This window comes from Amycolatopsis sp. NPDC104775, assembly GCF_055583325.1.
On sequence record NZ_JBVJOE010000003.1, the window covers coordinates 327533 to 352494 of the forward strand.

Sequence of the window (24962 nt, forward strand, 5' to 3'; positions counted from 1 at the left end):
CGGGCGGTTCCCCGCGCCGGTGATCGCCACGCGGAGCCACCGGGCGTACTGGGTGCGATCGCACGCTAGATCCCTCGAAAGGACGAGCGCAATTCCGGGTGTTGACGGCTCTGTGGACAACCTGTGGATGACTGGGGGCAACGAATCACAGGTGCCGGTGAGCCTGTGGACAAAGTGGGGACAGTGCAGATCGGCTTCGCTAAACCCGCAGGTCAAGGCCTGTGTAGAGACTGTGGAGAACTCCGCGAAAACTCGTCCGGCGTGTCGTGTCGAACTGGCTCTTCGGCGTGTCGCACCCGCCTCGGTTCACCGCCCTGTGGATGGTTGCTACGCACGGTAGATCACCGACCCGATGGGCTGAATGAAGGAGAATTCCCCACCTGGCTCAGCCGATCGCTGCGGACAGTGAGTAACTCGGGAAAAGCGCAGGTGAACCGGGTGCGAACACGAAACCGGGTGGGGTTCACCGGGCGGCCACCTCGCGGTGCCGTGCCGGGAACCCCACCCGGAGTAACGCTCGGGACGCTCAGCCCAAGGCGCTCTGCGCTTGGCGCAGCCGTTCGGAAATCGCCTGCGGAGTGCCGGGGGTGAACACGATCAGCGAGTCCTGCCCCGGCCGCTCCTCCATCAGCCACCGGCCCTCGCTGGTGTCGATGAAGTTCACCGGCTTCGGGATGCGCCGCCGCCGTCCGCCGTTCGGGCGGGTCGCGACGTACAGCGCGCCGCTGCCGGTGCGCGGCAGCTTGAGGATCCGCTGGATCTCCTTGAGCGGCGAAAGCTGCTCGGTGCGCTGCCCGGTCTGCATGATCGAGCCCTGCGAAACGTCCTCCGACCCGGCGGACCGGCCGCTCTGGTACTCGCTGCGGCTGGTGACGAGCGGTTGCCCGCTCGCCGCCCGGCCCGCGGGCATGAGGTCGAGGAACGTCTGCAGCAGCAGGTCCGGCCGCTGGCGGGACACCGTGACGGTGTTCTCGCCGATGATCCGGAGCAGCCCGAAGCCGCCGCCGTTCCCGCTGCCGCACAGCACCGAGTAGTTCCCGGGGCTGCCGTCTTCGAAGGTGCCGTCGAACCAGCCGTAGAACTCCAGTTGCGGATGCGAGATGGACTCGATCAGCGCGAGCAGATCGCGGTCCATTCCGCGCGGGCCCATCAGGCCGGATTCGGTCAGCGCCTCGTTGACCTGCTGGTCGAGCTTGCGTTCGGCGTCCGGGTCGTGGAACACCGGGGTCTCGGCGATGGCCTGATGGGGCTCACCGCCCCGACGCCGGATCAGGTTGTACAGCGTCGGGAGGGTGAACTTGGTGGGTCGGTCGAGCGTGATCACGTCGGCTGGCCTCATTCACCGATGACCGGCGGAACGGTCAGCTGGTCGGAGCCGAAGAGCTCGTTGGCGTCTTCTTCCACCAGGTACTTCGTCTGGTGTTCCTCGTCCTCCTGGCCCTTGCCGCCCTTCGCGCCGCCGCCCATGCCGCCCATTCCGGCCGCACCGGCCTTGCCCGCCGCGCCGCCGCGCATGCCCGCACCGGCGCCCATGCCGCCGGCTCCGGCACCGCCGGCCATGCCGCCCGCGGCCGCACCGGAACCGGTGCCGCCGGGACCGAAGCCCGCGCCCGCGCCGAACGCGCCCGGACCGAAGGCCGCGCCCGCGCCGGAACCCGCGCCGCCACCGCCGCCGGGACCGAACTGGCTGGAACCGCCGGGACCGAACGTGCTCGGGCTGAACTTGCTCGGATCGGTCGTCGGAGGCGTCCAGCCCGAGGTCGTCGTGCCGTCACCGCTGCCCGGGTACTGGCCGATCGGGTCGGTGACGTGGTGTCCAGGACCGCCCGGGCCGCCGGGGAACGTCGTGTTCGGCGGAGGGGTGTACGGCGGAGTGGTGTGCGGCGGGGTGGTCGGAGGGGTGAACTTGGGCGGATCCATCTTCGGCGGGGTGAAGCCGCCGCCACCGCCGCCAGGGCCGCCGCCGAAGTTGCCGCCCGTACCGCCGGGGCCGCCGCCGAAGTCGCCGGGGCCGCCGCCGGGGTTGGAGATGTTGTTGCCCTGCCAGGCGCTGTACTGCGGCAGCTGGCTCGCGTTCTGCCCGCTGGCGTTGAAGTAGTTGGTGTAGGCCTGGACGTTCGCCTTGCCGGTCTCGTTGTACTGGTTGATCTCGTCGTCTTTGTCGCTGAACGGGTTGATCCCGTCGACGAAGCCGGCGTGCGGCGGGTCCTTGGCGATCTCCTGGACCTTGCCCTTGACCGTGGAGAAACAGTCGACCTGCGTGTTCAGGTACGTGTGGCTCTTGCCAAGGTTGTTGACCGAATCCTGCAGCCAGACGCCGAGCGGGTGTGCGCCCGCCTGCGCCGCGGTGGCACCGCCGCCCTGCCAGGCGGCGTCCATCTTCTTGTTCAGGTTGTCGATCTGGGTGATCCGGTCGTTGTGCACGGTCTTGAGGCTGTTGGCCGCGTTGACGCCGCCCTGCAGCGACGAGCTGTCGCCGACGTGGATCTTCTCCCAGATCGTGCGCGCGTCGATCGACCGGCCGCCGAGATCCGCCTCGGCGAGCTTCGCGTCCGGACCGCCGCTGAACAAGCCGACGAGGCTGCCGACCAGCGCACCGCCCGCCGCACCGACAGCGGTGCCGACGACCGGCACGACGGAACCGACCGCGGCGCCGACGCCAGCGCCGGCCGCCGCGTACTTCAATTCCTTGCCTACGGTATTGGCGTCATTCCCCATGATGAGCCATTCCTTCCGTGCTGAGCGCCAGCTGACTGCTGGTCATCACGCAGCCTTGAGATGTTTGATCACTGCGCCCGCGAACTTCTGCGCGAGGCCACAGGGGTTGCTCTTGTTCGGACCGGCCCCGATCGCTGGCGTGATGGTGATGGCGAGCTGGTCGGTGACCCCGAGCCAGAGCTGGCAGTTGCCGCTGGGCCGCAGGTCGGCCTTGGACGTGAAGACGCCCGGATAGCCGTCGACGCTCACCGGCTCGAAGTAGGCTTGCTGCGCCTTCTGGTCATAGATGTCGCTGATGCCGTTCTTGTTCTGCGGCACCACCCGGAGGCCGATGGAGTTCACGCTGTTGCCGGACGAGGTCCACTCACAGCCGCTGAGCTCTCCGCTCGTCTTCTTCCCCGGAACGACGAGCCCGAAATCAGTTGTCTCGGCATCGGTGAGGACCTTGCACGGGTTGTCGCCGAGCAGTTCCTGCGTGGGCAGCGGGGCGGGAACCTTCGGACCCGACCCGCCTCCAGCCGAGCTGGAACTCGCGGGTGCCTGCGAGGGGGTGTTTCCACCGCCGTTGTTACCTCCTCCGCTGCACGCGGTCAGGAGACCGAGAGCGGCGACGGCAGCGGCGGCGATCCGGATGGTGCGGTGCGGCATGAGCAGCTCAGACCTTCGTCTTGCTTGCGGCGTCGCGCGCTTCCTGCTCGGCGACGGTGATTTTGTTTTTGGCGGCCTTCAACGCGATGATGAAGTTGGTGACGTAGTCAACCATGCGCTGGTGCTGCTGGAGCAGGGTCTGCCCGGACGGGTTCGCGCCCTTGTCGACGAAGTCGTTGCTGGCGAACTCGTCAGCCGGGCGCTTGACGTTGGCGATCGTCTGCGCGTCGTTGAGGTCCGTCTTCAGGTTGCCGAGCAGGTCTTCCCACTGCTTGATGACCGAGTCGACCTCGTCCTCGCTGAACTTGTACCCGCCTGCCGTTCCGTAACCGCCGACCATGATCGGCGCTGGCGGTGGTACGTCGGACATCCGGTGACCCCCTTTGGCACAGTTCTCGCTCCCCAAGCGGCGAGATCAGCAAGTTGGATGGTAACGCACGCCAGTTGGTTCCCGCTTCGCCTTGAGTTGTTTCGAGAGTGGGCGCGAGCTGCGGGAAGACCGCCGAAACGAAACCGCCCCCGGGAGCGTCTCCCGGGGGCGGTTCGCGGAAAAAAGGACGCGAGCGTCAGTTCGCGGCCACGGCCTTGACCTCGAGCCGGAGGTCCACCTTCACGTTCGGGTGCAGGCGGGCGTTGACCGAGTGCTTGCCGACCGTCTTGATGTGGTCGCGCAGGTCGAGGACGCGCTTGTCGAGCAGCGGGCCGCCCTGTGCCTTGATCGCGTCGACGATCTCGCCCGCGGTGATCGAGCCGAAGAGCTTCTTCGACCCGGCCGCGGCCTTGCCGGTCAGCTGGATCGCGCCGAGACCCTCGAGCGTCGCCTTGATCTCCTTGGCGTGGTCGAGGTCGCGGATGCGGCGGGATTCCTGCGCGCGCTGGATCGTGCGCACGTTCTTTTCCGCGCCCTTGCTGGCCACGATGGCGTAGCCGCGCGGAAGCAGGTAGTTGCGGGCGTAGCCGTCCTTGACCTCGACGATGTCGCCGGGGCCGCCGAGGTTCGCCACGTCGGTGGTGAGAATGATCTTCGCCATGACTAGTGCTCCCCTCAGCGCGCGGTGGACGTGTAGGGCAGCAGCGCCATCTCGCGCGAGTTCTTCACCGCGATGGCGATGTCGCGCTGGTGCTGGCTGCAGTTGCCGGTGACGCGACGGGCACGGATCTTGCCGCGGTCGGAAATGTACTTCCGCAGCAGGTTGGTGTCCTTGTAGTCGATCGTTTCCGGGCGGCCCTTCTTCTCGGCCTTGCAGAACACGCAGACCTTCTTCTTGGGCTTGCGAATGGGTGGCTTGGCCACTGTTGTACTCCTGGAATTCTAGAAAGAAATTGAGATCAGAACGGGGGTTCGTCGGAGAAGCCTCCGCCGCCACCGCCCGCGGGCGGGGCCGAGCCCCACGGGTCGTCGGCGGGCGCGCTGGTGCCGCCGCCGCGATTGCCGCCGCCTCCGTTGAAGCCGCCTCCGCCGCCGAAGTCACCACCGCCGCCGCCACCGCGGCTGACCTTGTTGACCTTCGCCGTCGCGTACCGCAGCGACGGGCCGATCTCGTCGACCTCGAGCTCGACGACGGTGCGCTTCTCGCCTTCCTTGGTCTCGAACGACCGCTGCTTCAGCCGCCCCTGCACCACCACGCGGGCGCCCCGCGTGAGCGACTCGGCGACGTTTTCCGCCGCCTGCCGCCAGATGTTGCAGCGCAGGAACAGCGCCTCGCCGTCCTTCCACTCGCCGCTCTGGCGGTCGAGCGTGCGCGGGGTGGACGCGACGGTGAAGTTCGCGACCGCCGCACCGGACGGGGTGAAGCGCAGCTCCGGGTCGGACGTCAGGTTCCCGACCACGGTGATGACGGTGTCTCCAGCCACGGATGGCGTCCCTTCGGATCGGGCTCGGATCAGGCCTTGGCGGGCGCGGGCTTGGCCGCGGCCTTGACCTCGCGGCGCATGACCTTGGTGCGCAGCACGGTTTCCTGCAGCGACAGCTGGCGGTCCAGTTCCTTGACGGCGTCGGCCGTCGAGTTCAGGTCCAGCAGCGCGTAGATGCCCTCGGCGTTCTTCTTGATCTCGTACGCCAAGCGACGGCGGCCCCAGACGTCGACCTTCTCGACGCTTCCGCCCGAAGTGCGGATCACGTTGAGGAAGTTGTCCAGCGTGGGCGCGACCGTACGCTCGTCGAGCGTGGGGTCCAGGATGACCATTACCTCGTAATGGCGTGACATAACCACTCACCTCCTATGGTCTCGCGGTCACGGCGGATTCCGTGACAGGAGGGTTTGTCCAGGTAAGCGTACCCGGCGGGTCCGACAGTCCGGTCCGGCGGGTCAGCTGACGCGGCGCAGCACCCAGGTGCGCACCAGCCCGGCGGTGACCCCGGCCAGCACGATCACCGCGAGCAGCATCGGCAGCTGGACGTCCGAGGCTCCGCCCTGGCTCGCCAGCGCTTCGGCGTTGCCCGCGTTGCGGATGTCCGGGCTCTGCTGGCCCTGCGGGTCCTGGCCCGCCGACGGCTGCTGCGGCAGCGCGCCGGAACCGGGCAGGGTGCCGTAGCGCGCGCCGGGGGCGATCGCGGTGCCCAGCGCGCCCGGCGCGCCCGGCGCGCCCGGGGTCGCGGTCGGGATGTTGCCGTAGTCGCGCGGCGGGGCGATGCCGGTCGAGCCCGGCTGGTAGTTGCCGAGCGGGTTGCCGCCGCCGTTCTGCGCGGGCGCGTTCCCGTTCGACTGGGTGCCGCCGTTCGCCGGGGAGCTGGAGGACGACGGCGCCTGGTAGTTGTTCGCCACCGTGGTGAGCCCGCACGCGGACGCGACCCCGGTGCGGATCCCGTTCAGCACTTTGGTCTTGGTGTCCGGCAGGACGCCGAGGCCCCACTCGTCCTTCAGCGCGTTCGAGACGACCTGGCCGATCGCGTCGCCGCCGATCGTGCCGCCCGCGGCGTTCGGGATCGCGCCGACCTGCAGGTTGCCCTTGTTCGCGATGGCGTTGGCCAGCGAATCCGGCCACACGGTGAGCAGCCGCCAGAAGTTGACCTGGTCCTGCGCCGACTTGCGGACGATCTCCTTGACCGCAGAGCCGGGCACGACGACCGCGTCGCCCATGCCGCCGGTGACCGAGCCCTTGCACTGGTTCGCGAGCGTGGTCGCGGACGCGGTGCCGGTGCCCAGGAACGCGCCGCCGGTGAAGAGAGCGGCGAGAGCGGTGACGGTGAGTGCTCGACGGGTTCGCTTCCAGGTGGGGATTTTCCGCACGAGCACTATCCTCCGGGGTCCGTGGGCATGATTCGTCGCATCAGGATCAACGAATGGACTCCGGCAAAGATACTGGTGAGTTGGCCTAACTTGCAGCGGCCATTCGGCGGAGCACCCAGGTGCGGACCAGGCCCGCACTGACTCCGGAGAGTGCCAAAACTGCCACCAGAACTGGCCAGTCCAACCCGTTCGTGTGGTTCCCGCCGGTGCCCGGCAGTGCCTCGGCGTTACCCGCGTTCTGGATCGTGCGGTCGCCGCCGGTCGAACCATCCGGGTTGGCGACGCCGTATTGCGGTGCGTAACCCGGGATCTGGCTGCCGTACCGCAGCGAAGGCGACGGGCTGAACAATCCGGCCATCGCCATCGGGATGCCGCTGTAATCGCGCATCGGCGCGTACCCGGTGCTGTAGCCGTAGGACAAATTGCCGAAGTTCGGCAAAAACGCCGAGAACGGCGCGGCTCCGCCGCCGGCACCGCCGAAATCGCCGAGGATTGGGCTGGTCGAGCCGGGCATCTGGGACTGCTGGCCTCCCGGCGAACCGCCCTGCTGCGGGCTGCCCCCGTTGCCGCCGGACGGCGGTTGCTGCGGGTTCGGACCCGGATTCTGCTTGCCCGGCTGGCTGCCGCTGAACGCCTGGCCGGCGGCGGCGACGCCCTGCTGGACGGTGTTCGTGGTCCCCGCGACCGCGCCGTTGACCGCGCTCGCGACGGGCGCGCCGACCACGGGGACCGGCGAGACGACGGTGTTGACCACGTTCACCGTGACCCGGCAGACCGTGCCGAGGACCGCGTTGATGGTGCCGGTAAGCACGCCGGAGACCTGGCCGACGATGCCGAGGTCGATCGGGATGCCGAGCAACGGGGTCGTCGCCTTGACGTGGTCGCCGGGTTTGGCGGTGATGGTCGAGCCGCAGGTCGCGGTCAGCGTGCTCGCCGACGCGGTGCCTGGTGCGGCGAGTGCGGCTGAGCCGGCCAGGACGAAAGCGGCGGCGCCCACCGCGGTGGCCCTCCGTGCCCGGTGCTGCTGCATGGCCGTCGACCCCTTCGCCGAGTCCCGTCGTACCTGCCTTGCTGTGGACAACGACGGTAACGAAGACGAGTGACGCCCGCCTCCCCTCCGAGGTCAGGCATTCGGGTGGAAGCGGGCGCTACGCAGAGTCAGAGCAAGAGTCAGGCGGGCGTGCGGCGCAGCCAGGCGCGCACCAGCGCAGCGGCCACCAGAGCGAGTGCCAGTACGGCGATCAGCAGCGGCAGCCGGGCGGGCGGGTTGGCCGCGGGCAGGGCCTCGGCGGTGCCGGACTTCTTCGCGTCGACCGTCGGCACCTGGTTTTGCGGCAGCTGACCGGGCATGACCTGGGTGACGATCGGGGCCTGGACGAAGGTCGCCGGGAGCATCGCGGCCCCGGTGAAGATGCCGGACACCGCGTCGAGGCTGGACGGTCCGGACAGGCCGCCGCCGGAGACCACCGGACCGAGCGTGTCGCCGCCGGGGACGGGCTGGCCGGGGCCGCCGGGGCCGGGAGCCAGGGGCGGCGGAGCAGGCGGGTTGGGCGTGGGGCCCGGCGGTGGCTTCGGCGTCGGCGACGGGACGTTCGGCAGACCGCCGACCAGGCCCTGGGTCGCGTCGCCGACCGCGTTCACCGTCTTCTGCGCGGCCGGGCAGAGACCGTTCGCGGCGAGGTCGCCAGCCGCCGGGGCCTCGCCGACGCCCAGGGCCCGGACGGTGTCGCCGACGGGAAGCGTGAGCAACGGGTTGCGGCCGTCGGTCTGTTTCGCCTTCGAATCGAGGCCGACGGTGAGCCGGTTCGGCGCGTTGAGCGGAGCGCCCGCGTCGAGCGCTAGGCCGTTGCCGTCCTTGCCGTTCTGCAGCGTGGCCTGGCAGTCGCCGGTGAGTGTCGGGTTCGGGTCCGCGGACGCGGCGGCGGGGAACGCGAGAACCACCGGCAGCAGCGGTGCCGCGAGCGCGACGCCGAGCGCGATCGTCCGTCCAGCGCGTTTCCGCATGTCTTCCTCCCCCGACTGGATCACGGAACGCGCTCACGGTACTCCACGAGAGTCACCAACTGGGCCGGAAGGGCGAGATTCGCCCGGTAGTAGCGTCAAGGCATGCAGATTGGCGCCCATGTCCGCGACGACGATCCGCTGGCCGCCGTCGCCGAGCGAGAAGCCGACGTCGTCCAGTTCTTCCTCTCCGACCCGCAGGGGTGGAAGGCACCGAAACCGCATCCGCACGGCGAGGAGATCAAGACCTCCCCGGTCGAGGTGTTCATCCACGCGCCGTACCTGATCAACGTCGCGTCCAAGAACAACCGGATCCGCATCCCGTCCCGCAAGAACGTCACCCAGCACGCCGACGGGGCCGCCGCGATCGGCGCGAAGGGCCTGATCGTGCACGGCGGGCACGTCGGCGCGGGCGACGACGTCGAGGAGGGCTTGCTCAACTGGCGCAAGCTGTTCGAGCGCGAAGCGGAAAAGGGCGGCTTCGCGGTGCCGATCCTGATCGAGAACACCGCGGGCGGCGACAACGCGATGACCCGCGAACTCGACGTGATCGCCCGGCTGTGGGACAAGGTCGGCGAGTTCGGCGCGGGCTTCTGCCTCGACACCTGCCACGCCTACGCGGCGGGCTGGGACCTCGCGACCGCGGTGGAGAAGGTCAAGGCCATCACCGGCCGGATCGACCTGGTGCACTGCAACAACTCCCGCGACGAGCACGGCTCCAACCGCGACCGGCACGCCTCAGTGGTCGACGGCGACGGCACGATCGATCCGGAGCTGCTCGCCGAGGTCGTGCGCCAGGCGGGCGCGCCGGTGGTCGTCGAGACGCCGGGCGATGGCCAAGCCGCCGACATCGCGTACCTGCGCAAACAACTCGCCTGAACCCCGTGCGGGAACCCTGCTCCGGGTTCCCGCACGGCGGGTCAGGAGACCGGCTGCTGAGCGTCAGCGCGGGAGCGGCGGAAGGGCGCGAAGGTGACCTTGTCGCGCGCCCGCTCCAGCACGCCGCCCGCCGGGTCGTCGTCGCCGGAGAGCCGGACCAGGTCGGTGCGCGGACGGTAGATCTCGCGAAGCACCAGCACGCACAGCCCGACGACGGCGAGGTCGCGGATGACCACCCCGCCGAGGAACCAGCCCGCGGGCAGTCCTTTGTGGTCGACGCCGAGGTAATAGAACATGCGCGGGGCCCACACCGCCGCGTCGATGACCATCCAGGCCAGCAACGGCCGCCAGCGCGGGATCGCCAGCACCGCCAGCGGGACGAGCCACAGCGAGTACTGCGGGCTCCACACCTTGTTCGTCAGCAGGAACGCCGCTACGACAAGGAAAGCCAGCTGCCCGAACCGCGGCCGCCGCGGCGCGGTGAGCGCGACGTACGCGATTCCCGCGCAGCAGGCCAGGAACAGCACCGCCACGACGATGTTCAGCACGGTCGGCGTCTGTCCTTTTTGGAGCACGCCGTCGAAGCCCACCCAGCCGGTGGCGTAGGAGACCACGTTGTAGAGCGAATCGGGGTCCATCGGGCGCAACGTGTTGAGCCGGAAGAACTCCCACCAGCCGCGCGGCGCGGCCACGATGAACGGGACGTTCACGACTAGCCAGGCCAGCACGGTGAACCCCGCGGTCCGGCTCCACGCGCGCAGTTTCCCGGCACGCAGGCACAACAGGAAAAGCACGCCGAGCAAAAGCAGCGGATACAGCTTCGTCGCGACCCCGAGTCCGAACAGGACTCCGGCGACCTCCGGGCGTTTGCGCGACCAGGCCAGGATCCCGGCCGCGGTGGCCGCGGTGGCGAGCGCGTCGAAGTTCGTAAAGGTATGGACCAGGACGAGCGGGGAAATGGCGACGAGCACCGCGTCCCACGGCCGGCGTTTCGTCGTCCGCCCGGTGGCCCACACGGTGACGAGCCAGGCGAGCGCGAGCCAGAACGCGGAGATGTTGAAGTAGATCGCCACCGGCAGCGCGCCGGGAAGCCAGCCCGCGTTCGCGACCGAGGTCCAGCCTGCCGCGAGCTTCGCGTTGATCCACTGGAACAGGCCAGTGACCACCGGGTACTCCATGTACCGGGTCTGGTTCTCCGCGGTCTGCGAATCCTCCTGCCACGACGTGACGTAGGGGAAGGTGCGCGCGTCGTCGAGCTTTTCCGAACTGTAGAGCGGGACGATGTCGGAGTAGCACATGGCGACGAACGGACGGCCGGACCGCCAGTCGAGCTGGTGCACTCCGTTGGAGTCGCTGTACTGCTGGATGCAGGAGGCCTTGCCGAACCAGCACACCACCAGCGCGAGCACGGCCATCGCGAGCCCGACGCGCTGCGGCGACCAGAACCACTGCCTGCCGACCGCGGCGTGCGCGCCGATCGGACCGCCGATGGGTCTCGTCGCCGCGGCCACCAGCGGGTCGTGCCGGCTGGGGGCGATCCGCTCCGCCGGGGTGAGCGTACGGGGAGCCGAATCCGGCTCTTCGGCGGCGGCGGGCTGGGAGACGCGGGACACGTCGGGAGATGCTATCGGTCCGCGAGTGGGCTGCCGGTCATTTCGGATCCTCGTAAAACCCGGCAAGCACCTCGAAAGCGGCACCGAGGGCCACCGCCTCCTCGTCGAGGTCGCTCAGTTCGACGTCGATGCGCTGCCAGTACGGCACCGGAAGCAGGTCGCGCAGCTGCCCGGCGACAGTTTCGCGGTAGACGTCGGGCGCGCCGCGCACCGTCCGTCCGAACAGGACGATCCGTTCGAGATCGAGCACCTGCACCAGGTCGGCGAGTCCGATGCCGAGCAGCCGGGCGGCGTCGTGCGGGGTGCCGGCCGCGCGGTGCATGACCTCGACGCAGCCGCGGCGTCCGCATGCGCAGCGCGGCCCGGCGTAGGCGATGGTGGTGTGGCCGAACTCACCCGCGTTGGTGCGCGGACCTCGGTAGACGCGTCCGTCGATCAGCAGGCCGACCCCGATTCCGGTGCCGACGAGCACGACAGCCGTCGCCGCCGCGGTCTCTTCCGGCCAGGCGTGGGCGAAGGCGGCGGAGTTGGTGTTTTTGTCCAGCGTGACTGGCAGACCGGTGCGTTCGGCGAGCAGATCGCGCAGCGGGACGTCGTGCCAGCCGGGCATGTTCGTGGCGTCGCGGACGCGGCCCGCGTGGTGGTCGAGCGGACCCACCGCGCCGACGCCGAGCCCGAGCACTCGGGCCGGATCGACGTCAGCGAGCAGTTTGCGTACGCCGTCGCTGATCGCGGTGACCGCGATCTCCGGACTGAACCCGATCGGCAGCGGTCCTTCCACGATTTCCTCGACCTCGCCGGTCAGGCCGGTGCGCAGCACGAGAAAGCCGTCCCGGTCGAGCTGCGCGCCGAGGGCGCAGCGGGCCTCGGGGCGCAGCCGCAGCATCGTGCGTGGTTTGCCGACCCCAGCCGCGGGTGCGCGTTCGACGTCCAGCAGCCCTTCCGGAAGCAGGTCGGACACGATTTTCGACACCGCCTGCTGGGTCAGTCCGGTCCGTTGCGCCAGCTCGACCCGGCTCAGCCCGCCCGCGCGCAGGATGTGCCCGAGCAGCAGCGCGCGGTTGTGGCGGCGCAGCCCACGCAGGTTGACGCCGGTTTCCGCCATCGGCCGATCATGGCGGACGGGTAGCCTATTACGCAACAGTGTTGTTTAATGGCGGTCATGGCTGATGACGCGCGGGTCGGCATCCTCGGATACGGGATCGGCGGCCGGATCTTCCACGCGCCGCTGGTCGCGGCGACGCCCGGCCTGGTCCCGGCCGTGCTGGTGACTGCGAACCCGGAACGGGCCGCGCAGGCGCGCGCCGAGCATCCCGGCGCCGAAGTGGTCCCGGACGCGGACGCGCTTTTCGCCCGCGCGGGTGATCTTGATTTGATCGTGGTGACCACGCCGAACCGCACGCACGTGCCGCTCGCCCTGCGCGCGATCGAGGCCGGGATTCCGGTGGTCGTGGACAAGCCGTTCGCGCCGACCGCGGCCGAAGCGCAGCGGGTGGTGGACGCGGCCAAGGCCAAGGGCGTCGGCCTCACGGTTTTCCAGAACCGCCGCTGGGACTCGGATTTCCGCACGGTCGGCAAGGTGCTCGAGTCCGGCCGTCTCGGCACCGTGTTCCGCTTCGAGTCCCGCTACGACCGCTGGGTGCCGAAGATCAAGGACAACTGGCGCGAGTTCGGCGACCCGGCTGAGGCCGGTGGTCTGCTTTACGACCTCGGCGCGCACATCGTCGACCAGGCGCTCCAGCTGTTCGGCCCGGTCACCCAGGTGTACGCGGAGGTCGACCGCCGCCGCCCCGGCGTGCAGGTGGACGACGACGTGTTCGTGGCCCTGCACCACGCGAACGGCGTGCGGTCGCACCTGTGGTCGTCCGCGCTCGCCGGTACCCGCAACCCGCGTTTCCGCGTGCTCGGCGATCAGGCGACTTTCACCAAATACGGCCTCGATGTCCAGGAACCGCAGATCAAAGCCGGTCTTCGCCCGGGCGACGACGGCTGGGGCGTGGAACCGGAAAGCGACGCCGGGCGGCTCGGCGTGAACGACGACACCGAAGTGGTGCCGACCGAAACCGGTTGCTACGAAGCGTTTTACGCCCAGGTCCGGGACGCACTGCGCGGCGAGGCGGACTTCCCGGTGGACCCGGCGAGCGCGGTCGAGGCGTTGCGGGTGATCGAAGCCGCGCACCGCTCGGGCGCTGAAGGCCGCGTGCTCACGCTCGGCGGCTGACGCCGCCCTCTGAACGGCTGTGGCCGCGACGGCCTCCCCCCACCGTCGCGGCCACAGCCTTTTTCGTTATTCCTGCGGCGGATCCTCGCCCGTCGACGGACCGCCGCTGGGCGGGTTGTGCGACGAGGGCCGGCCCGACGGCCAGTGCGGAAGCCCGGTCGGCCAATGCGGCTGGCTCGGCCCGCCGCTGATCGGCCCGCCGTGGTCGTTGCCGTCGCCGTCCGGGTTGTCCGGCTGGTTGCCGTTGGTCTGCTGCGGCGGCTGCTGATCGTCGCCCGCGTTCTGGTCGCCCTGCGCGGGCGGGGCCTGCACGCCGATCAGCGGCACCTGGTCGAATTTCTCCGCGGGCTTCCCCTTGAGGTAGCCGTCGAGGAACTTCGCCCACAGCGGACCCGCGATCGTCGACCCGTAGATCGGCGAGGTGCCCGAGCCGTGCAGCGCCTGGTCGCCGTCCGCGCCGACCCAGGCCGCGACCGAAACCGACGGCGTGTAGCCGACCATCCAGGTCTGCGCGTTCGCGTTCGCCGCCCAGCTCGGCTCGCCGGGGCGCACCGTGTGCTGCTGGGTGCCGGTCTTGCCGGCGCATTCGTGGCCGGACGGGCATTTCAGGTGCGAGAAGTCGACCACCGGACCCAGCGCCATGGTCACGTTGCCCGCGATCTGCTTGCTCTTGTCCGCGCTGCTGTCGAACGCTGGCTTGCCCGGGCTCGGCTGCGCCTCGTAGGCGACCTCGTTCTGCGAGTTGGTCACCTTGAGCACGAAGTGCCGGTCGCGCTGGACGCCGTTGGCGGCGAAAGTGGCATACGCGCTGGCCATGTCCGCAGGCGTGATCTGGGTGTTTCCACCGCCGAGTGCGATGTTCGCGTCCGCGGTGGAGATCAGCGACTGGCCGCCCTTGTCCTTGATCTTCACGCCCGCTTCCTGAGCGGCCTGCCCGACCGGGCCTGGATGCGTCTGGTTCAGCACCATGTCGTAGAACACCGTGTTCGCCGACCGCTTCATCGCCTCGGCGACCGTGCACTGCCCGGAGCAGCTGGAGCTGGGACCCGCGTTGCGCACCTTGCGGCCGTCGAAGACCCGGTTGTTGCTGCCGTCGAAGGTCTCGTTGATCCCCTTGCCCATTTTGAGGAACGCGGTGAGGTCGAACGCCTTCATCGACGAACCGGGGTTCTGCGGCGTGTTCGCCCAGTCGCGAGCGCCCTGCTTCTTCCCGTTGACGTCGATGGTCGCCGGTCCGCCGTAATAGGCGAGCACTCCGCCGGTCTTCGGATCGATCGCCACCAGCGAATCGAGCAGCCGGTCGTCCGACTGGTCTTTCAGCGCGTCGGTCGCCGCCTGGGTCGCGAGCTCCTGGGCGCGCTTGTCGATGGTGGTCTGGATCGTGTAGCCGCCCGAGTAGTACTTGTCGTCCCCGATGCCGTGCTGACCAAGCTCGTCGCGCACCTGTTTGGAAATGAACTTGTACGGGGCGTTCGTTTCGTCCTTCGAATCCGCCAGCGGGATGACGTCCGGGAACTTCGCCGATTGCCGCTGCTGCGCGGTGATGTATTTGTTCTCGAGCATCCGGTCGAGCGCGGTGGTCCAGCGGCCCTGGGCCACCTTCGGGTTCTCCGAACGGCCCGGCTGCTGGATCAGCCCGGCCAGCAGCGCGGCCTCCGAATAGTCGAGCTTCGAGACGTCCTTGTGGAAGAAGGCCTGCGACGCCGCGCCGACGCCGTACGCCCCGCGCCCGAAGTAAATGATGTTCAGGTACGCGGTGATGATGTCCTGCTTCTCGTACGTCTGGTTCATCTTGAAGGACTTCGCCAGCTCGGTCCATTTACGGGTGAGCGTCGGGGCGTCGTTGTCGGTGGCCTTCTTGATGTACTGCTGCGAGATCGTGGACCCGCCGCCGGTACCGCCGGTGAGGTTGTTGAAGACCGCGCGCAGCAGGCCGGTGACGTCGAAGCCGGAGTTGGTCTCGAACGTCGAGTCCTCGGTCGCGATCACCGCGTGCTTCACCACGTCTGGGATCTGCTGCGCGGTGAGGATCTGCCGGTTGCCGCCCGAGGGCACGTCCTTGCCCATGGGGCTGCCGTCGGCGTACAGGTAGGTGACGGCCTGGTTCTGACCCTGCGCGACGCTCTGCGGCGAGGGCACGTCGACCATGAAGTAGGTGATCACGAACGCGATCGCTGGGAGGACGATGAAGAGCCCGACGAACGCGTACGCGCAGCGCCGGATGATCTTCCAGCGTCTTTTCTTGCGCTGGGCGGGCGTGCGGCCCTTCTTGTCCAGGTCCTCCGACGGATAGACCTCGTCCGGATCGAGCGGACCCTCGTCGCGGTAGCCGGCGTCCCGGTAACCGGCGTTGCGATAGCCCGGATCGCGGTAGTCGTCCTCGACCATCCGGTGGGTCATCAGGTCCGGCTCTCGCTGCGGCGGCGGGATCGGGCGGCGGCCGGGCGGCGGCGGACGGCGGCCCGGCGGCGGAGAACCGGCCGGACCCGCCGGACTGCCCGGCCCGGCGGCCGGACGCTGCGGACCGCGCGCCCACGGCGGCGGCCCGGACTGGGACGGAGGTGGTTGACGCCGCGGGTCGGGATCCCGGTCGGGCCAGGAGCGGCTGCGGTCGTCGTTCACTGCGGATCCTCTTCTCGGACGCGGGCAAGCTGCGGACGCAGGAGGCCCTCTGTTCACCAGACGCGCCAACCCCGGTCGAGGTTCACTCGCCTGGCCGATCCCCTCCGCTGGGGAGGGAGACCGTCGGTGAACCTACCGCACCCCCAGTCGGTCGGTACCGGCAAAAAGAGGCTCCTCTCCGGGGTGGAGAGGAGCCTCTTTCCTGGGTCGAGCGCGGATCAGCCAGTGCGTCGCGGCGGTTCGCCGTTCACCACGGGACCGCCGCCGCTGCCGGGGTTGCCGCCTTCGGTGCCGCCGCCGAAGATGCCGCTCGGACGGGTCGGGCTGGTCGTCGAGGACGGCGGATGCGACGAGCTGGTCGGCGGAGCCGACGACGAGGACGTCGTGGACGGCGGGGGCGCTTCTTCGCTCGAGGTCTGGCGCGGCGGCGGGGCCGTGCGGCTCGGCGTGATGACCTCGTCGGCGTCCTTGCCGATCGCGGTGACCTTGTCGAACTTCTCGCCCGGCTTGTCCTGCAGGTAGTTCGTGAGGAAGTCCTGCCAGGCCGGGCCCGCGATCGTCTTACCGAAGATCGGCTTGCCGTTCTTGTCGTGCAGCGGCTTGTTGCCGTCGCCGCCGATCCAGACCGCGGCCGACACCGACGGCGTGTACCCGACCATCCAGGTCTGGGCGTTGCGGTCCTTGTACGCGCTCGGGTCGCCGTCCTGCGGGTCGTACTGCTGCGTACCGGTCTTGCCCGCGCACTCGTGGCCGCTCGGGCATTTCAGGTGCGATTCGGCGATGACCGGGCCGAGCGCCTCGGTCACGTTCCCGGCGATCTGCTTGCTCTTGTCCGCGTTGTCGTCGAACGCGGGCTTTCCCTGCCCGTTGGTGTCGTCGAAGATGACCTCGTCCTGGGAATTCGTGAGCTTCGCGACGAAGTGCTGGTCGCGCCGGACGCCGCCGGAGGCGAACGACGCGTACCCGGCGGCCATGTCCTCCGGGGTGACCACGGTGGCACCACCGCCGAGGGCGATGTTGGCGTCGCTCGTGCCGAGCTTGGCCTTGCCCTTCGGAGCGGCCTGCACGCCCGCTTCCTTCGCGGCCTCCGCGACCCTGGCCGGTTTCGTCCAGTTCAGCACCATGTCGTAGAACACGGTGTTCGCCGAGACCTCCATGGCCTTCTTGACCGTGCACTGCGGACCGCAACTGGAGCTTTCGCCCGCGTTGCGGACCACGCGGCCGCCGAGTTCCCGCCGGTCGGTGCCGTCGAAGGTTTCGCCGAGGCCCTTGCCCATTTTGAGCCAGGCGGTGAGGTCGAAGGCCTTCATGGACGAGCCGGGGTTCTGCGGCACGTTCGCCCAGTCCGTGGCGAGCTTGTCCTTGCCCGCGTCGTCCTTCACCGTGGTCGGCCCGCCGTAGTAGGCGAGCACGCCCCCGGTTCTCGGGTCGACGGCGACCAGCGCTCCCCGGATGTTCTCGTCGGTCTGGCCTTCCATGTTGTCCTGGATGGACTGGACCGCGATCTTCTGCGCGTTCGGGTCGATCGTCGTGTAGATCTTCGCGCCGGTGGAGTACAGCTTGTCCTCGTCGTAGCCCTTTGCCTCCAGTTCCTGCACGACGCGCTGCCGGATGAAGTAGTCCAGCGTTCCGGCGTCCTGCTTCTTCTGCGAGTCGCGCGGGATCATCGTGGGAAGCTGCGCGGCCTGGCGGTCGGCGGGCGAGAGCCAGTGGTTGGCCACCATCTGGTCCATCACGTAGGTCCAGCGCTTCTGGACGTACGCGGTGTCGCGGTCGCGGCTCGGACCCTGGATCATCCCGGCGAGCAGTGCCGCCTCGGACGCGTTGAGCTGCCCGACGTCCTTGCCGAAGTAGGCCTTCGACGCGGCGGCGATGCCGTTCGCGCCGCGGCCGAAGAAGACGATGTTCAGATAGCCGGTGATGATGTCCGATTTGGACGTCTCGTTGTTCAGCTTGAACGACTTCGCCAGCTCGGTCCATTTACGTGTCAGCGTGGGGGCGTCGTTCTTGGTCGCCTGCTTGATGTACTGCTGCGAAATGGTCGAACCGCCGCCGGTGCCGCCGGTCGCCTGGTTGAAGACCGACCGCAGGATCGCCATCACGTTGAAGCCGGAGTTGGTCTCGAAGGTCGCGTCCTCGGCCGCGTACACGGCGTGCTTGACGACCTCGGGCACCTGGTTGGGCTGCAGCAGCTGGCGGTCGCCGCCCTGCGGGACCACCCGGCCCATCACCGATTTGTCGCCGTAGTAGAAGGTGATCGGCTGGCTCTGCTGCGCGAGCACTTCCTGCGGCGAGGGCACGTCGACGGTGAAGTAGGTGATCACGAACGCGATCGCGGGCACCACGAAGAACAGGCCGAACATCGCGTACAGCACCCGCCGGATGATCTTCCACCGGCGTTTGCGGCGCTGCTTCGGCGTGAGGTCGGCCTTGCTCTTCTTCTTGCCGTCCTCTTCGTCTTCCGGGTCGTCCTCGAAGTCCGCGTCGTCCGAGTACTGGGCGAGTCGGGTTTCCTCGTCGTACGGGTCGTAGCGGTCGTCGTCGTACCGGTCGTCGTACGGGGCGTAGCCGTTGTGCTCGGCGTGCGTGATCAGGTCCGGCTCGCGGTCGGACTCCGGAAAGGACGGCGGCGGCGGGACCGGGCGGCGCTGCGGAGGCCGTCCGTTCGGCGGCGGCTGCCGGAAGCCCTGGGTGCCGTTGCCGTTCGGGCCGCCGTTGGGGACGGGACGTCCGCCCGGCGGCTGACGGCGCGGCGGCGGTGCGCCCTGTCCGTCGAGGATCTGCGACGCACGGGTGTTCGCGCCTCGGTCCTGCGGGCCTTGGGGGGGACGGCCTTGCGGAGCACGGTTCTGTGGCGGGCGCTGCGGACGGCGCGGCTCGTCAGCCGCGGGCCACTGCGGGCCGCCTTCGTCGCCGCTCGGCCACTCAGGACCGGCTTCGGCGCGCGGGGCGCGCGGCGGACGCGGGCCGCCCGCGGGAGGACGGCGGGGCGGCGCGGGGCGCCGGGGGGCGTCATCGGCTGGCCAGGCGGGACCGGGGTCCTCCTGCGGTCGCCGGGCACGGCGAGGTGCATCTGGCTCCTGGCTCGGCCAGGAGCGGTTGCGGTCGTCGTTCACGAATGGGCCTCCGAGGGCTGCACTGCCGGCACCGCCGTCCGGGATGAACGGCGGCGCGCCGCCCCGCGTTCTGCAGCGGTTGTGGTACTCGTCACTGCCCGGCAGTCCTTCGCGGCCGGGTCGGCTGGGGCTCTCCCGTGCCGAGGACATAGGACAGAACCAGATGGTTCCAATGGCACGTCCGGCACACCTCTACGTCATAGACGGTGAACTCCCCGAAAATCCCGGACATCCGGGCCAGTTCGTCGGGGGTGCGTGCCGATCCCGAGACGTGCTTGAGCTCGTCGCCGTACACCCAGGAGACGAGGTGCAGCGGAGCCCGGCGGCACATCGGACAGGCCCGGTCCTCGGGTCTGCCGTGGAATTTCGCCGCGCGGAGCAGGTACGGGCTCGCGTCGCAGACCTCGTGGTCTCCGACGCGCCCGGAGCGGACGCCGGCCAGCAGCGCACGGCGCTGCAAGGCGTAATCCACAACCTGCCGCTGGTTTCGCACGAGGACAGAGTACGGGCTCTTTCTGTGTCCGCGGTGCCCCCTGCTTTCCCGCACCCAGGGCGACCGTTCGGACACGCCGGAAGTTAGCTAACGCTCTGGTCACGGATCAGCGGCCGCGTGCTGATCGCGGGTTACTTCCGCCACTTCGATGTATCGGCGCGATATACTCGGCGAGTAGGTTGGCTGAGCCAGTCCCGGGTGATCAACGAGACTGGCCGCGGCGTATTCCCGGAATGGGGTGTGGTGTGCTCGAACTCGCGATCCTCGGATTGCTGCACGAGGCGCCCATGCACGGGTACGTGCTGCGCAAACGTTTGCACGAGACGCTCGGGATGTTCCGGACGTTCTCGTACGGCTCGCTGTATCCGACCTTGCGCCGGTTGCTGCGGGCCGGCTACCTCGTCGAGGAGTTCGACGAGGCGGACGACCGGGCGTGGTCCCGGCGCGGCCGCCGCGTCTACAAGCTCACCGCCGAGGGCAAGGAACGCTTCGCCGAACTGCTCGGCGACGCGGGACCGCAGACGTGGGACGACGAGGGATTCGGCGTCCACCTGGCGTTCTTCTCGCGGACACCGGCCGACGTCAGGATGCGAATCCTGGAAGGCCGTCGCCGCCGCGTCGAGGAGCGGCGCGAAGGCTTGCGGGACGCGCTGGCCAGGGCCGAAGAGAAGATCGACCGCTACACCCGCGAGCTGCACCGGCTGGGGCTGGAGTCGAGCGAGCGGGAGGTGCGCTGGCTCAACGAGCTGATCGCGCACGAACAAGCCGAGCAGCGCGGCCCGGAGCAGCCGGGACCGAGTTGAGCGGCGGCCGCAACGGGGCGGCAGACCTGCAGATGCAAGTGAATGAGATTGAAGGAGAAACCGGCATGGGCTCCAACCGCCGCGTTCGGGTGGCCATCGTGGGCGTCGGCAACTGCGCCTCGTCGCTGGTCCAGGGTGTGCAGTACTACCGCGACGCGGACCCCGGTGCGCGCGTCCCCGGTTTGATGCACGTCCAGTTCGGCGACTACCACGTGCGCGACATCGAGTTCGTCGCCGCGTTCGACGTCGACGCGAAGAAGGTCGGCCGCGACCTCTCGGAGGCGATCTCCGCCAGCGAGAACAACACGATCAAGATCGCCGACGTGCCGCCGCTCGGCGTCACCGTCCAGCGCGGGCACACCTACGACGGCCTCGGCCGCTTCTACCGCGAGACCATCGAGGAGTCCGACGAGGCTCCGGTCGACGTGGTCGCCGCGCTGCGCGACGCGCAGGTCGACGTGCTCGTCTCCTATCTCCCGGTCGGGTCCGAAGAGGCCGACAAGTTCTACGCGCAGGCCGCGATCGACGCGAACGTCGCGTTCGTCAACGCGCTGCCGGTGTTCATCGCTTCCGACCCGGAGTGGGCGAAGAAGTTCACCGACGCGGGCGTCCCGATCGTCGGCGACGACATCAAGTCCCAGGTCGGCGCCACCATCACGCACCGCGTGCTGGCGAAGCTGTTCGAGGACCGCGGCGTGCAGCTCGACCGCACGATGCAGCTCAACGTGGGCGGGAACATGGACTTCCTGAACATGAAGGAGCTGGAGCGGCTCGAGTCGAAGAAGATCTCGAAGACCCAGTCGGTCACGTCGCAGGTGGACCGGGAGCTCGGCAAGGGCAATGTCCACATCGGACCGTCGGACTACGTGCAGTGGCTCGACGACCGCAAGTGGGCCTACGTCCGGCTCGAGGGCCGCGCGTTCGGCGACGTGCCGCTGAACCTGGAGTACAAGCTCGAGGTGTGGGACTCCCCCAACTCGGCGGGCATCATCATCGACGCGGTGCGCGCGGCGAAGATCGCCAAGGACCGCGGCATCGGCGGCCCGATCCTCTCCGCCTCGTCCTACTTCATGAAGTCGCCGCCGGAGCAGTACGACGACTCGACCGCCCGCGACGCGGTCGACGCCTTCATCCGCGGCGAACTGGAGCGCTGAGCCCGTCCGTGCGGGGAACCCTGGGGGCTCTGAGTCTCTGAGGGTTCCCCGCACGGCTGTTCAGGGCAGGTCGGCGGTCACCAGTTCGGTTTTGGTCATCGCGTAGCCGAACTGGTCGGGCAGGTGCTTGCCGTAGCTGGCGGCGAGGTCGCCCGCGCGGTCGACGGTCGTCCGCCAGCCCTGTCCGGCGAGCCATTCGACCGGGTTCCGGCGGGGTTCGGTCGAGAGCACGTCGTTGACGTCCAGGCCGAGCCGGGTTCCGGCGTCCGACGACCGGATGGTGTCGAGGATGTCGGTGTTGCCGAGGTCGGGGATGTGTTCGATGCCGATCCGGCTGCCCGGCGCGCTGCGGGCGTGCACGAGGTCGAACAGCAGTTCCTCCGCCGCCGCGGGCAGATACGGCAGCAGGCCCTCGGCGATCCACACCGTCGGACGGGCGGGGTCGAATCCGGCGTTTTCCAGTGCGGCGGGCCAGTCCTCGCGCAGGTCCGCTCCGATCGCGTGGCGGCGGCAGCGCGGGACCGCGCCCAAGCCGCCCAGTACTTCCTGCTTGAACGCGAGCACCCGCGGCTGGTCCACCTCGAAGACATCGCGGCCGGAGAGGTCCAGCCGGTACGCGCGGGCGTCGAGCCCCGCGGCGAGGATCACAACCTGCGGCGCGTCCGCCCCGGTGACCACCTCGTCGAAGAACCGGGACCGCACCGCGAGGTACTCGGCCATCGCCATCCAGAGCGCGTCGCCGACCGGCTCGATCGGCATCGGCCGCGGCGGATGCGCGGCACGGACGAACTCCGCCGCGTACGGGTCTTCGATCAGCGGATCCGGGGACACCGTCGCGATCGCCCGGCCCGCGGCCACTCCGAGCGCGGTGAGCCCGACGCTGCTGACGATGTCCCAATCCTGGTCTGGTGCAGCCATTTCCACCCCTGATGCCGATCTTGTTGGCCGACGTTCAGGATGGCGCCGCGCGACCGGGTGAATACCCGCTGCGACCGATATGGGGTTATTTGCCGCTGTGGGCTGCGTCACGCACTGAGCGCGGCGGGCAGCGCGGCCAGATTCGGCAGCACCGTGGCCTCCCGCAGCACTTCCGGATCTGGCGGGAAGTGCGGGTTCGGCACCGCGAAGACCGTCATGTTCGCCGCGAACGCCGCGCGCAGGCCGTTCGTCGAGTCCTCCACCGCGGCGCATCGCGAAGCCTCGACACCCAGCAGCATCGCCGCCCGCAGGTAGACGTCCGGTTCGGGCTTGCCCGCGGCTACTTCCTCGCTCGATACCGCGACCGGGACCAGCGAGGTCAGATCGCACGCGGTCAGGAACGAGTGGATCAGCACCGGCGGCGACGAGCTGGCGATCGCGACCGGCCAGTGCCGGGAGATCTCGCGCACGACCTGGTCGGTGCCGTCGATCACCGGCGGGTGGTCGGCGTAGCGGGCGGCCATCTCGTCGATCACCTTGCGCGCGATCTCGTCCGGCGTGAGCCGCGCGCCGAGGGTTTCCACGAGGTAGTGCGCCCATTCCGGGGTGCTCATGCCCTGTTGCGCGCGCGTCGCCTCCGGCCGCCAGGTCCCGCCGTGCTCGGCGACTACGGCGCGGCGCACCTCGTCCCACGTCGTCTCGGAGTCCACCAGTACGCCGTCGAGGTCGAAGATCACCGCATCCACTGCTCCAGCCTAGGGGGCTTGGACTGGACCACCTTGTGAGCCGAATTACTTCGCTACCCTAACTAATTTTTGTTAGCCTAGCTAAGTGACTTCCGCGAAGGGCGATCTGGCGCAACGGCTGCGGCCGGTGGTGTTCCGGCTGTACTACCTGGTGCGCCGCGAATCCGTCCAGCTGCTGACGCTGACCCAGGGGTCGGTCCTGTCGGAGCTGGTCGGCCGCGGGCCGAGCCGGATGAGCAGGCTCTCCCGGCTCGAACGCGTCCGGATGCCGTCGATGACCGACGTCGTGCGCAGGCTCGAACGGCTCGGCATGGTGACCCGCCGTCCCGATCCCGAGGACGGGCGCGCCGTGCTAGTGGAGGCCACCCCGGAAGGCGAGCGGTTCTACGCCGAAATGATCGCGGGCCGCGAGGCGGAGCTGCGGGCGCGGCTCGATCGCCTCGATCCGGCCGAGCGCGCCGCCATCGACGCCGCGCTTCCCGCGCTCACCAAGCTGATCGCCGACTTCCACCGTGACGACCCCGCCGCGGAACTCGCCGTTATGTCTGAAGGAGGAACTGATCCGCGATGAGCGCTGAGCACCACTCAAGCCTGCTGGACGCGGTCAAGGGCCAGCCCAAACAGGTGTGGATCACCGCGTTCGCCGCGGTGATCGCGTTCATGGGCATCGGCCTCGTCGACCCGATCCTGCTGTCCATCGCCAAGGGGCTGAACGCTTCGCCGTCCCAGGTCACGCTGCTGTTCACGTCGTATCTCGGCGTGCAGGTGATCGCGATGCTGTTCACCGGCGCGATGTCCGCCCGGTTCGGGGCCAAGCGGACCGTGCTGGTCGGGCTGACGCTGATCGTCGCCGCGACCGCGCTGTGCGCCGCCGCCGGTTCGATCGAGCAGCTCGTCGGCCTGCGCGCGGTGTGGGGACTGGGCAACGCCTTCTTCATCGCCACCGCGCTGTCGGTGATCGTCGGCGCGGCGACCGGTGGCCAATCCGGCGCGATCCTGCTTTACGAGGCCGCGTTGGGCGTCGGGCTCGCCGTCGGTCCGCTGCTCGGCGCGCTGCTGGGCACGATCTCGTGGCGCGGTCCGTTCCTCGGCACCGCGGTCCTGATGGTCGCCGCGCTGGTGCTGTGCTCGATCTTCCTGCAGAGCGATTCGCACGAGAAGCGGGAGCCGATCAAGCTGCTCGACCCGATCCGCGCGCTGAAACACCCTGGCCTGCTGCGCACGTCGCTCGCTTCGGCGCTGTACACCGCCGCGTTCTTCGCGGTGCTCGCCTGGTCCCCGTTCGTGCTTGGCTGGAGCGCCATCGCGGTCGGGCTGATCTTCTGCGGCTGGGGTCTGTGCGTGGCGATCGCCGGCGTGGTGCTCGCCCCGAAGATGGCCGCCCGCTTCGGCGAACGGCACGCGGCGGCGCTGGCCGTGGTCGGTTACACCGTGCTGATGCTGGTGCTGGCCATCCCGAGCAAGCCGGTGGTGGTCGTCGGGATCATCCTGTCCGGTCTGGTTTCCGGGCTGCTGAACACGCTGTTCACCGGCACCGCGATGTCGATCAGCGACGCGCCGCGGCCGGTCGCGAGCGCCGGGTACAACTTCTGCCGCTGGTTCGGCGGCGCGATCGCGGCCACGCTCGTCGGGCACGTCGCCGAGTGGATGGGCTGGGAGCAGGGTCCGTTCCTGATCGCCGCGGTGCTCTGCCTGATCGCCGCCGTGCTGCTTTCGCAGCGGGAGAAGAAGGCCGACCCGCACACCGTGCCGAAGGAGGCCGCGCTCGTCGGTGACGAGGAGTTCTGAGCCTCGCCACCA

At 69.3% G+C, this 24962-nt stretch carries 24 protein-coding genes; 6 read left to right on the top strand and 18 right to left on the bottom strand.

The window, feature by feature from the left end; translation table 11 throughout:
• Positions 1–526: 526 nt before the first annotated feature.
• The 11 genes from ACZ63D_RS15820 to ACZ63D_RS15870 all read right to left on the bottom strand — a co-directional run bounded on the left by ACZ63D_RS15820 (position 527) and on the right by ACZ63D_RS15870 (position 8600).
• The gene (locus ACZ63D_RS15820; protein WP_465355026.1) at positions 527–1324 is read right to left on the bottom strand and encodes an ESX secretion-associated protein EspG; all 798 of its coding nucleotides are present in this window, start codon (positions 1322–1324) and stop codon (positions 527–529) included.
• An 11-nt stretch (positions 1325–1335) separates the two neighbouring features.
• Entirely contained in the window at positions 1336–2718 is a 1383-nt protein-coding gene (locus ACZ63D_RS15825) for a hypothetical protein (protein WP_465355027.1), read from the bottom strand.
• Positions 2719–2763: 45 nt separating this feature from the next.
• Complete coding sequence (locus tag ACZ63D_RS15830; protein WP_465355028.1) at positions 2764–3366, bottom strand: DUF3558 domain-containing protein; 603 nt, start codon at positions 3364–3366, stop codon at positions 2764–2766.
• A gap of 7 nt (positions 3367–3373) precedes the next feature.
• A complete protein-coding gene (locus tag ACZ63D_RS15835) occupies positions 3374–3736 on the bottom strand; it encodes a hypothetical protein (protein ID WP_465355029.1) in 363 nt (120 codons plus the stop codon).
• Between the two features lie 196 nt (positions 3737–3932).
• Positions 3933–4397: a 50S ribosomal protein L9 gene (gene rplI / locus ACZ63D_RS15840; RefSeq protein ID WP_009085244.1), complete on the bottom strand. Its 465-nt coding sequence runs from the start codon at positions 4395–4397 to the stop codon at positions 3933–3935.
• A 14-nt stretch (positions 4398–4411) separates the two neighbouring features.
• Positions 4412–4660, bottom strand: coding sequence for a 30S ribosomal protein S18 (gene rpsR / locus ACZ63D_RS15845; protein WP_009085242.1), 249 nt, complete (start codon positions 4658–4660; stop codon positions 4412–4414).
• Positions 4661–4695: 35 nt separating this feature from the next.
• A complete protein-coding gene (locus ACZ63D_RS15850) occupies positions 4696–5220 on the bottom strand; it encodes a single-stranded DNA-binding protein (protein WP_465355030.1) in 525 nt (174 codons plus the stop codon).
• Positions 5221–5249: 29 nt separating this feature from the next.
• Positions 5250–5573 (bottom strand): 30S ribosomal protein S6, encoded by a 324-nt coding sequence (gene rpsF, locus ACZ63D_RS15855; protein WP_116206072.1) that lies wholly within the window; start codon positions 5571–5573, stop codon positions 5250–5252.
• 102 nt (positions 5574–5675) lie between these two features.
• Complete coding sequence (locus tag ACZ63D_RS15860) at positions 5676–6602, bottom strand: hypothetical protein (RefSeq protein ID WP_465355031.1); 927 nt, start codon at positions 6600–6602, stop codon at positions 5676–5678.
• 79 nt (positions 6603–6681) lie between these two features.
• On the bottom strand, positions 6682–7593 hold the full coding sequence (locus ACZ63D_RS15865) for a hypothetical protein (protein ID WP_465355032.1): 912 nt from the start codon (positions 7591–7593) through the stop codon (positions 6682–6684).
• Positions 7594–7766: 173 nt separating this feature from the next.
• Positions 7767–8600, bottom strand: a complete 834-nt coding sequence (locus ACZ63D_RS15870) for a hypothetical protein (RefSeq protein ID WP_465355033.1) — start codon at positions 8598–8600, stop codon at positions 7767–7769.
• A gap of 102 nt (positions 8601–8702) precedes the next feature.
• On the opposite strand from ACZ63D_RS15870, the gene ACZ63D_RS15875 reads away from it, so the two are divergent.
• Complete coding sequence (locus tag ACZ63D_RS15875) at positions 8703–9476, top strand: deoxyribonuclease IV (RefSeq protein WP_465355034.1); 774 nt, start codon at positions 8703–8705, stop codon at positions 9474–9476.
• 41 nt (positions 9477–9517) lie between these two features.
• Here the strand turns inward: ACZ63D_RS15875 and ACZ63D_RS15880 are convergent, their stop codons facing one another.
• Together ACZ63D_RS15880 and ACZ63D_RS15885 are read right to left on the bottom strand one after the other, a co-directional pair.
• Positions 9518–11089, bottom strand: a complete 1572-nt coding sequence (locus tag ACZ63D_RS15880; protein WP_465355035.1) for a glycosyltransferase family 87 protein — start codon at positions 11087–11089, stop codon at positions 9518–9520.
• Between the two features lie 37 nt (positions 11090–11126).
• Positions 11127–12194, bottom strand: a complete 1068-nt coding sequence (locus ACZ63D_RS15885) for an ROK family transcriptional regulator (RefSeq protein ID WP_465355036.1) — start codon at positions 12192–12194, stop codon at positions 11127–11129.
• A gap of 57 nt (positions 12195–12251) precedes the next feature.
• On the opposite strand from ACZ63D_RS15885, the gene ACZ63D_RS15890 reads away from it, so the two are divergent.
• Complete coding sequence (locus tag ACZ63D_RS15890) at positions 12252–13310, top strand: Gfo/Idh/MocA family oxidoreductase (RefSeq protein ID WP_465355037.1); 1059 nt, start codon at positions 12252–12254, stop codon at positions 13308–13310.
• Between the two features lie 66 nt (positions 13311–13376).
• On the opposite strand, the gene ACZ63D_RS15895 is transcribed toward ACZ63D_RS15890, so the two are convergent.
• The 3 genes from ACZ63D_RS15895 to ACZ63D_RS15905 all read right to left on the bottom strand — a co-directional run bounded on the left by ACZ63D_RS15895 (position 13377) and on the right by ACZ63D_RS15905 (position 19541).
• Positions 13377–15932, bottom strand: a complete 2556-nt coding sequence (locus ACZ63D_RS15895) for a transglycosylase domain-containing protein (protein WP_465355038.1) — start codon at positions 15930–15932, stop codon at positions 13377–13379.
• Positions 15933–16150: 218 nt separating this feature from the next.
• Positions 16151–19048 carry a transglycosylase domain-containing protein gene (locus ACZ63D_RS15900; RefSeq protein ID WP_465355039.1) on the bottom strand — a complete coding sequence of 966 codons (2898 nt, stop codon included), beginning with the start codon at positions 19046–19048 and terminating at the stop codon, positions 16151–16153.
• A 91-nt stretch (positions 19049–19139) separates the two neighbouring features.
• The gene (locus ACZ63D_RS15905) at positions 19140–19541 is read right to left on the bottom strand and encodes a DUF5318 domain-containing protein (RefSeq protein ID WP_465355040.1); all 402 of its coding nucleotides are present in this window, start codon (positions 19539–19541) and stop codon (positions 19140–19142) included.
• 245 nt (positions 19542–19786) lie between these two features.
• Here ACZ63D_RS15905 and ACZ63D_RS15910 point away from each other — a divergent pair, with 245 nt between their 5' ends.
• Both ACZ63D_RS15910 and ACZ63D_RS15915 read left to right on the top strand, forming a co-directional pair.
• Entirely contained in the window at positions 19787–20344 is a 558-nt protein-coding gene (locus ACZ63D_RS15910; protein WP_037716279.1) for a PadR family transcriptional regulator, read from the top strand.
• Positions 20345–20409: 65 nt separating this feature from the next.
• A complete protein-coding gene (locus ACZ63D_RS15915) occupies positions 20410–21498 on the top strand; it encodes an inositol-3-phosphate synthase (protein WP_465355041.1) in 1089 nt (362 codons plus the stop codon).
• A 60-nt stretch (positions 21499–21558) separates the two neighbouring features.
• On the opposite strand, the gene ACZ63D_RS15920 is transcribed toward ACZ63D_RS15915, so the two are convergent.
• Both ACZ63D_RS15920 and ACZ63D_RS15925 read right to left on the bottom strand, forming a co-directional pair.
• Positions 21559–22416, bottom strand: a complete 858-nt coding sequence (locus ACZ63D_RS15920) for an SAM-dependent methyltransferase (RefSeq protein WP_465355042.1) — start codon at positions 22414–22416, stop codon at positions 21559–21561.
• Between the two features lie 107 nt (positions 22417–22523).
• Positions 22524–23162, bottom strand: coding sequence for an HAD family hydrolase (locus ACZ63D_RS15925; RefSeq protein WP_465355043.1), 639 nt, complete (start codon positions 23160–23162; stop codon positions 22524–22526).
• Between the two features lie 85 nt (positions 23163–23247).
• On the opposite strand from ACZ63D_RS15925, the gene ACZ63D_RS15930 reads away from it, so the two are divergent.
• Both ACZ63D_RS15930 and ACZ63D_RS15935 read left to right on the top strand, forming a co-directional pair.
• Positions 23248–23733 (top strand): MarR family winged helix-turn-helix transcriptional regulator, encoded by a 486-nt coding sequence (locus ACZ63D_RS15930; RefSeq protein WP_465355044.1) that lies wholly within the window; start codon positions 23248–23250, stop codon positions 23731–23733.
• Positions 23730–24950, top strand: coding sequence for an MFS transporter (locus ACZ63D_RS15935; protein ID WP_465355045.1), 1221 nt, complete (start codon positions 23730–23732; stop codon positions 24948–24950). Before ACZ63D_RS15930 ends, ACZ63D_RS15935 begins: the two co-directional genes overlap by 4 nt.
• Positions 24951–24962 lie beyond the last annotated feature (12 nt).

What these genes read in the sequence shown, in the direction of transcription:
- ACZ63D_RS15915 (WP_465355041.1), top strand. Translation starts at nt 20,410, where the DNA reads ATGGGCTCCAACCGCCGCGTTCGGGTGGCCATCGTGGGCGTCGGCAAC.
- rpsF (WP_116206072.1), bottom strand. Translation starts at nt 5,573, where the DNA reads ATGTCACGCCATTACGAGGTAATGGTCATCCTGGACCCCACGCTCGAC.
- rplI (WP_009085244.1), bottom strand. Translation starts at nt 4,397, where the DNA reads ATGGCGAAGATCATTCTCACCACCGACGTGGCGAACCTCGGCGGCCCC.
- ACZ63D_RS15830 (WP_465355028.1), bottom strand. Translation starts at nt 3,366, where the DNA reads ATGCCGCACCGCACCATCCGGATCGCCGCCGCTGCCGTCGCCGCTCTC.
- ACZ63D_RS15920 (WP_465355042.1), bottom strand. Translation starts at nt 22,416, where the DNA reads ATGGCTGCACCAGACCAGGATTGGGACATCGTCAGCAGCGTCGGGCTC.
- ACZ63D_RS15835 (WP_465355029.1), bottom strand. Translation starts at nt 3,736, where the DNA reads ATGTCCGACGTACCACCGCCAGCGCCGATCATGGTCGGCGGTTACGGA.
- ACZ63D_RS15890 (WP_465355037.1), top strand. Translation starts at nt 12,252, where the DNA reads ATGGCTGATGACGCGCGGGTCGGCATCCTCGGATACGGGATCGGCGGC.
- ACZ63D_RS15825 (WP_465355027.1), bottom strand. Translation starts at nt 2,718, where the DNA reads ATGGGGAATGACGCCAATACCGTAGGCAAGGAATTGAAGTACGCGGCG.
- ACZ63D_RS15870 (WP_465355033.1), bottom strand. Translation starts at nt 8,600, where the DNA reads ATGCGGAAACGCGCTGGACGGACGATCGCGCTCGGCGTCGCGCTCGCG.
- ACZ63D_RS15885 (WP_465355036.1), bottom strand. Translation starts at nt 12,194, where the DNA reads ATGGCGGAAACCGGCGTCAACCTGCGTGGGCTGCGCCGCCACAACCGC.
- ACZ63D_RS15935 (WP_465355045.1), top strand. Translation starts at nt 23,730, where the DNA reads ATGAGCGCTGAGCACCACTCAAGCCTGCTGGACGCGGTCAAGGGCCAG.
- ACZ63D_RS15875 (WP_465355034.1), top strand. Translation starts at nt 8,703, where the DNA reads ATGCAGATTGGCGCCCATGTCCGCGACGACGATCCGCTGGCCGCCGTC.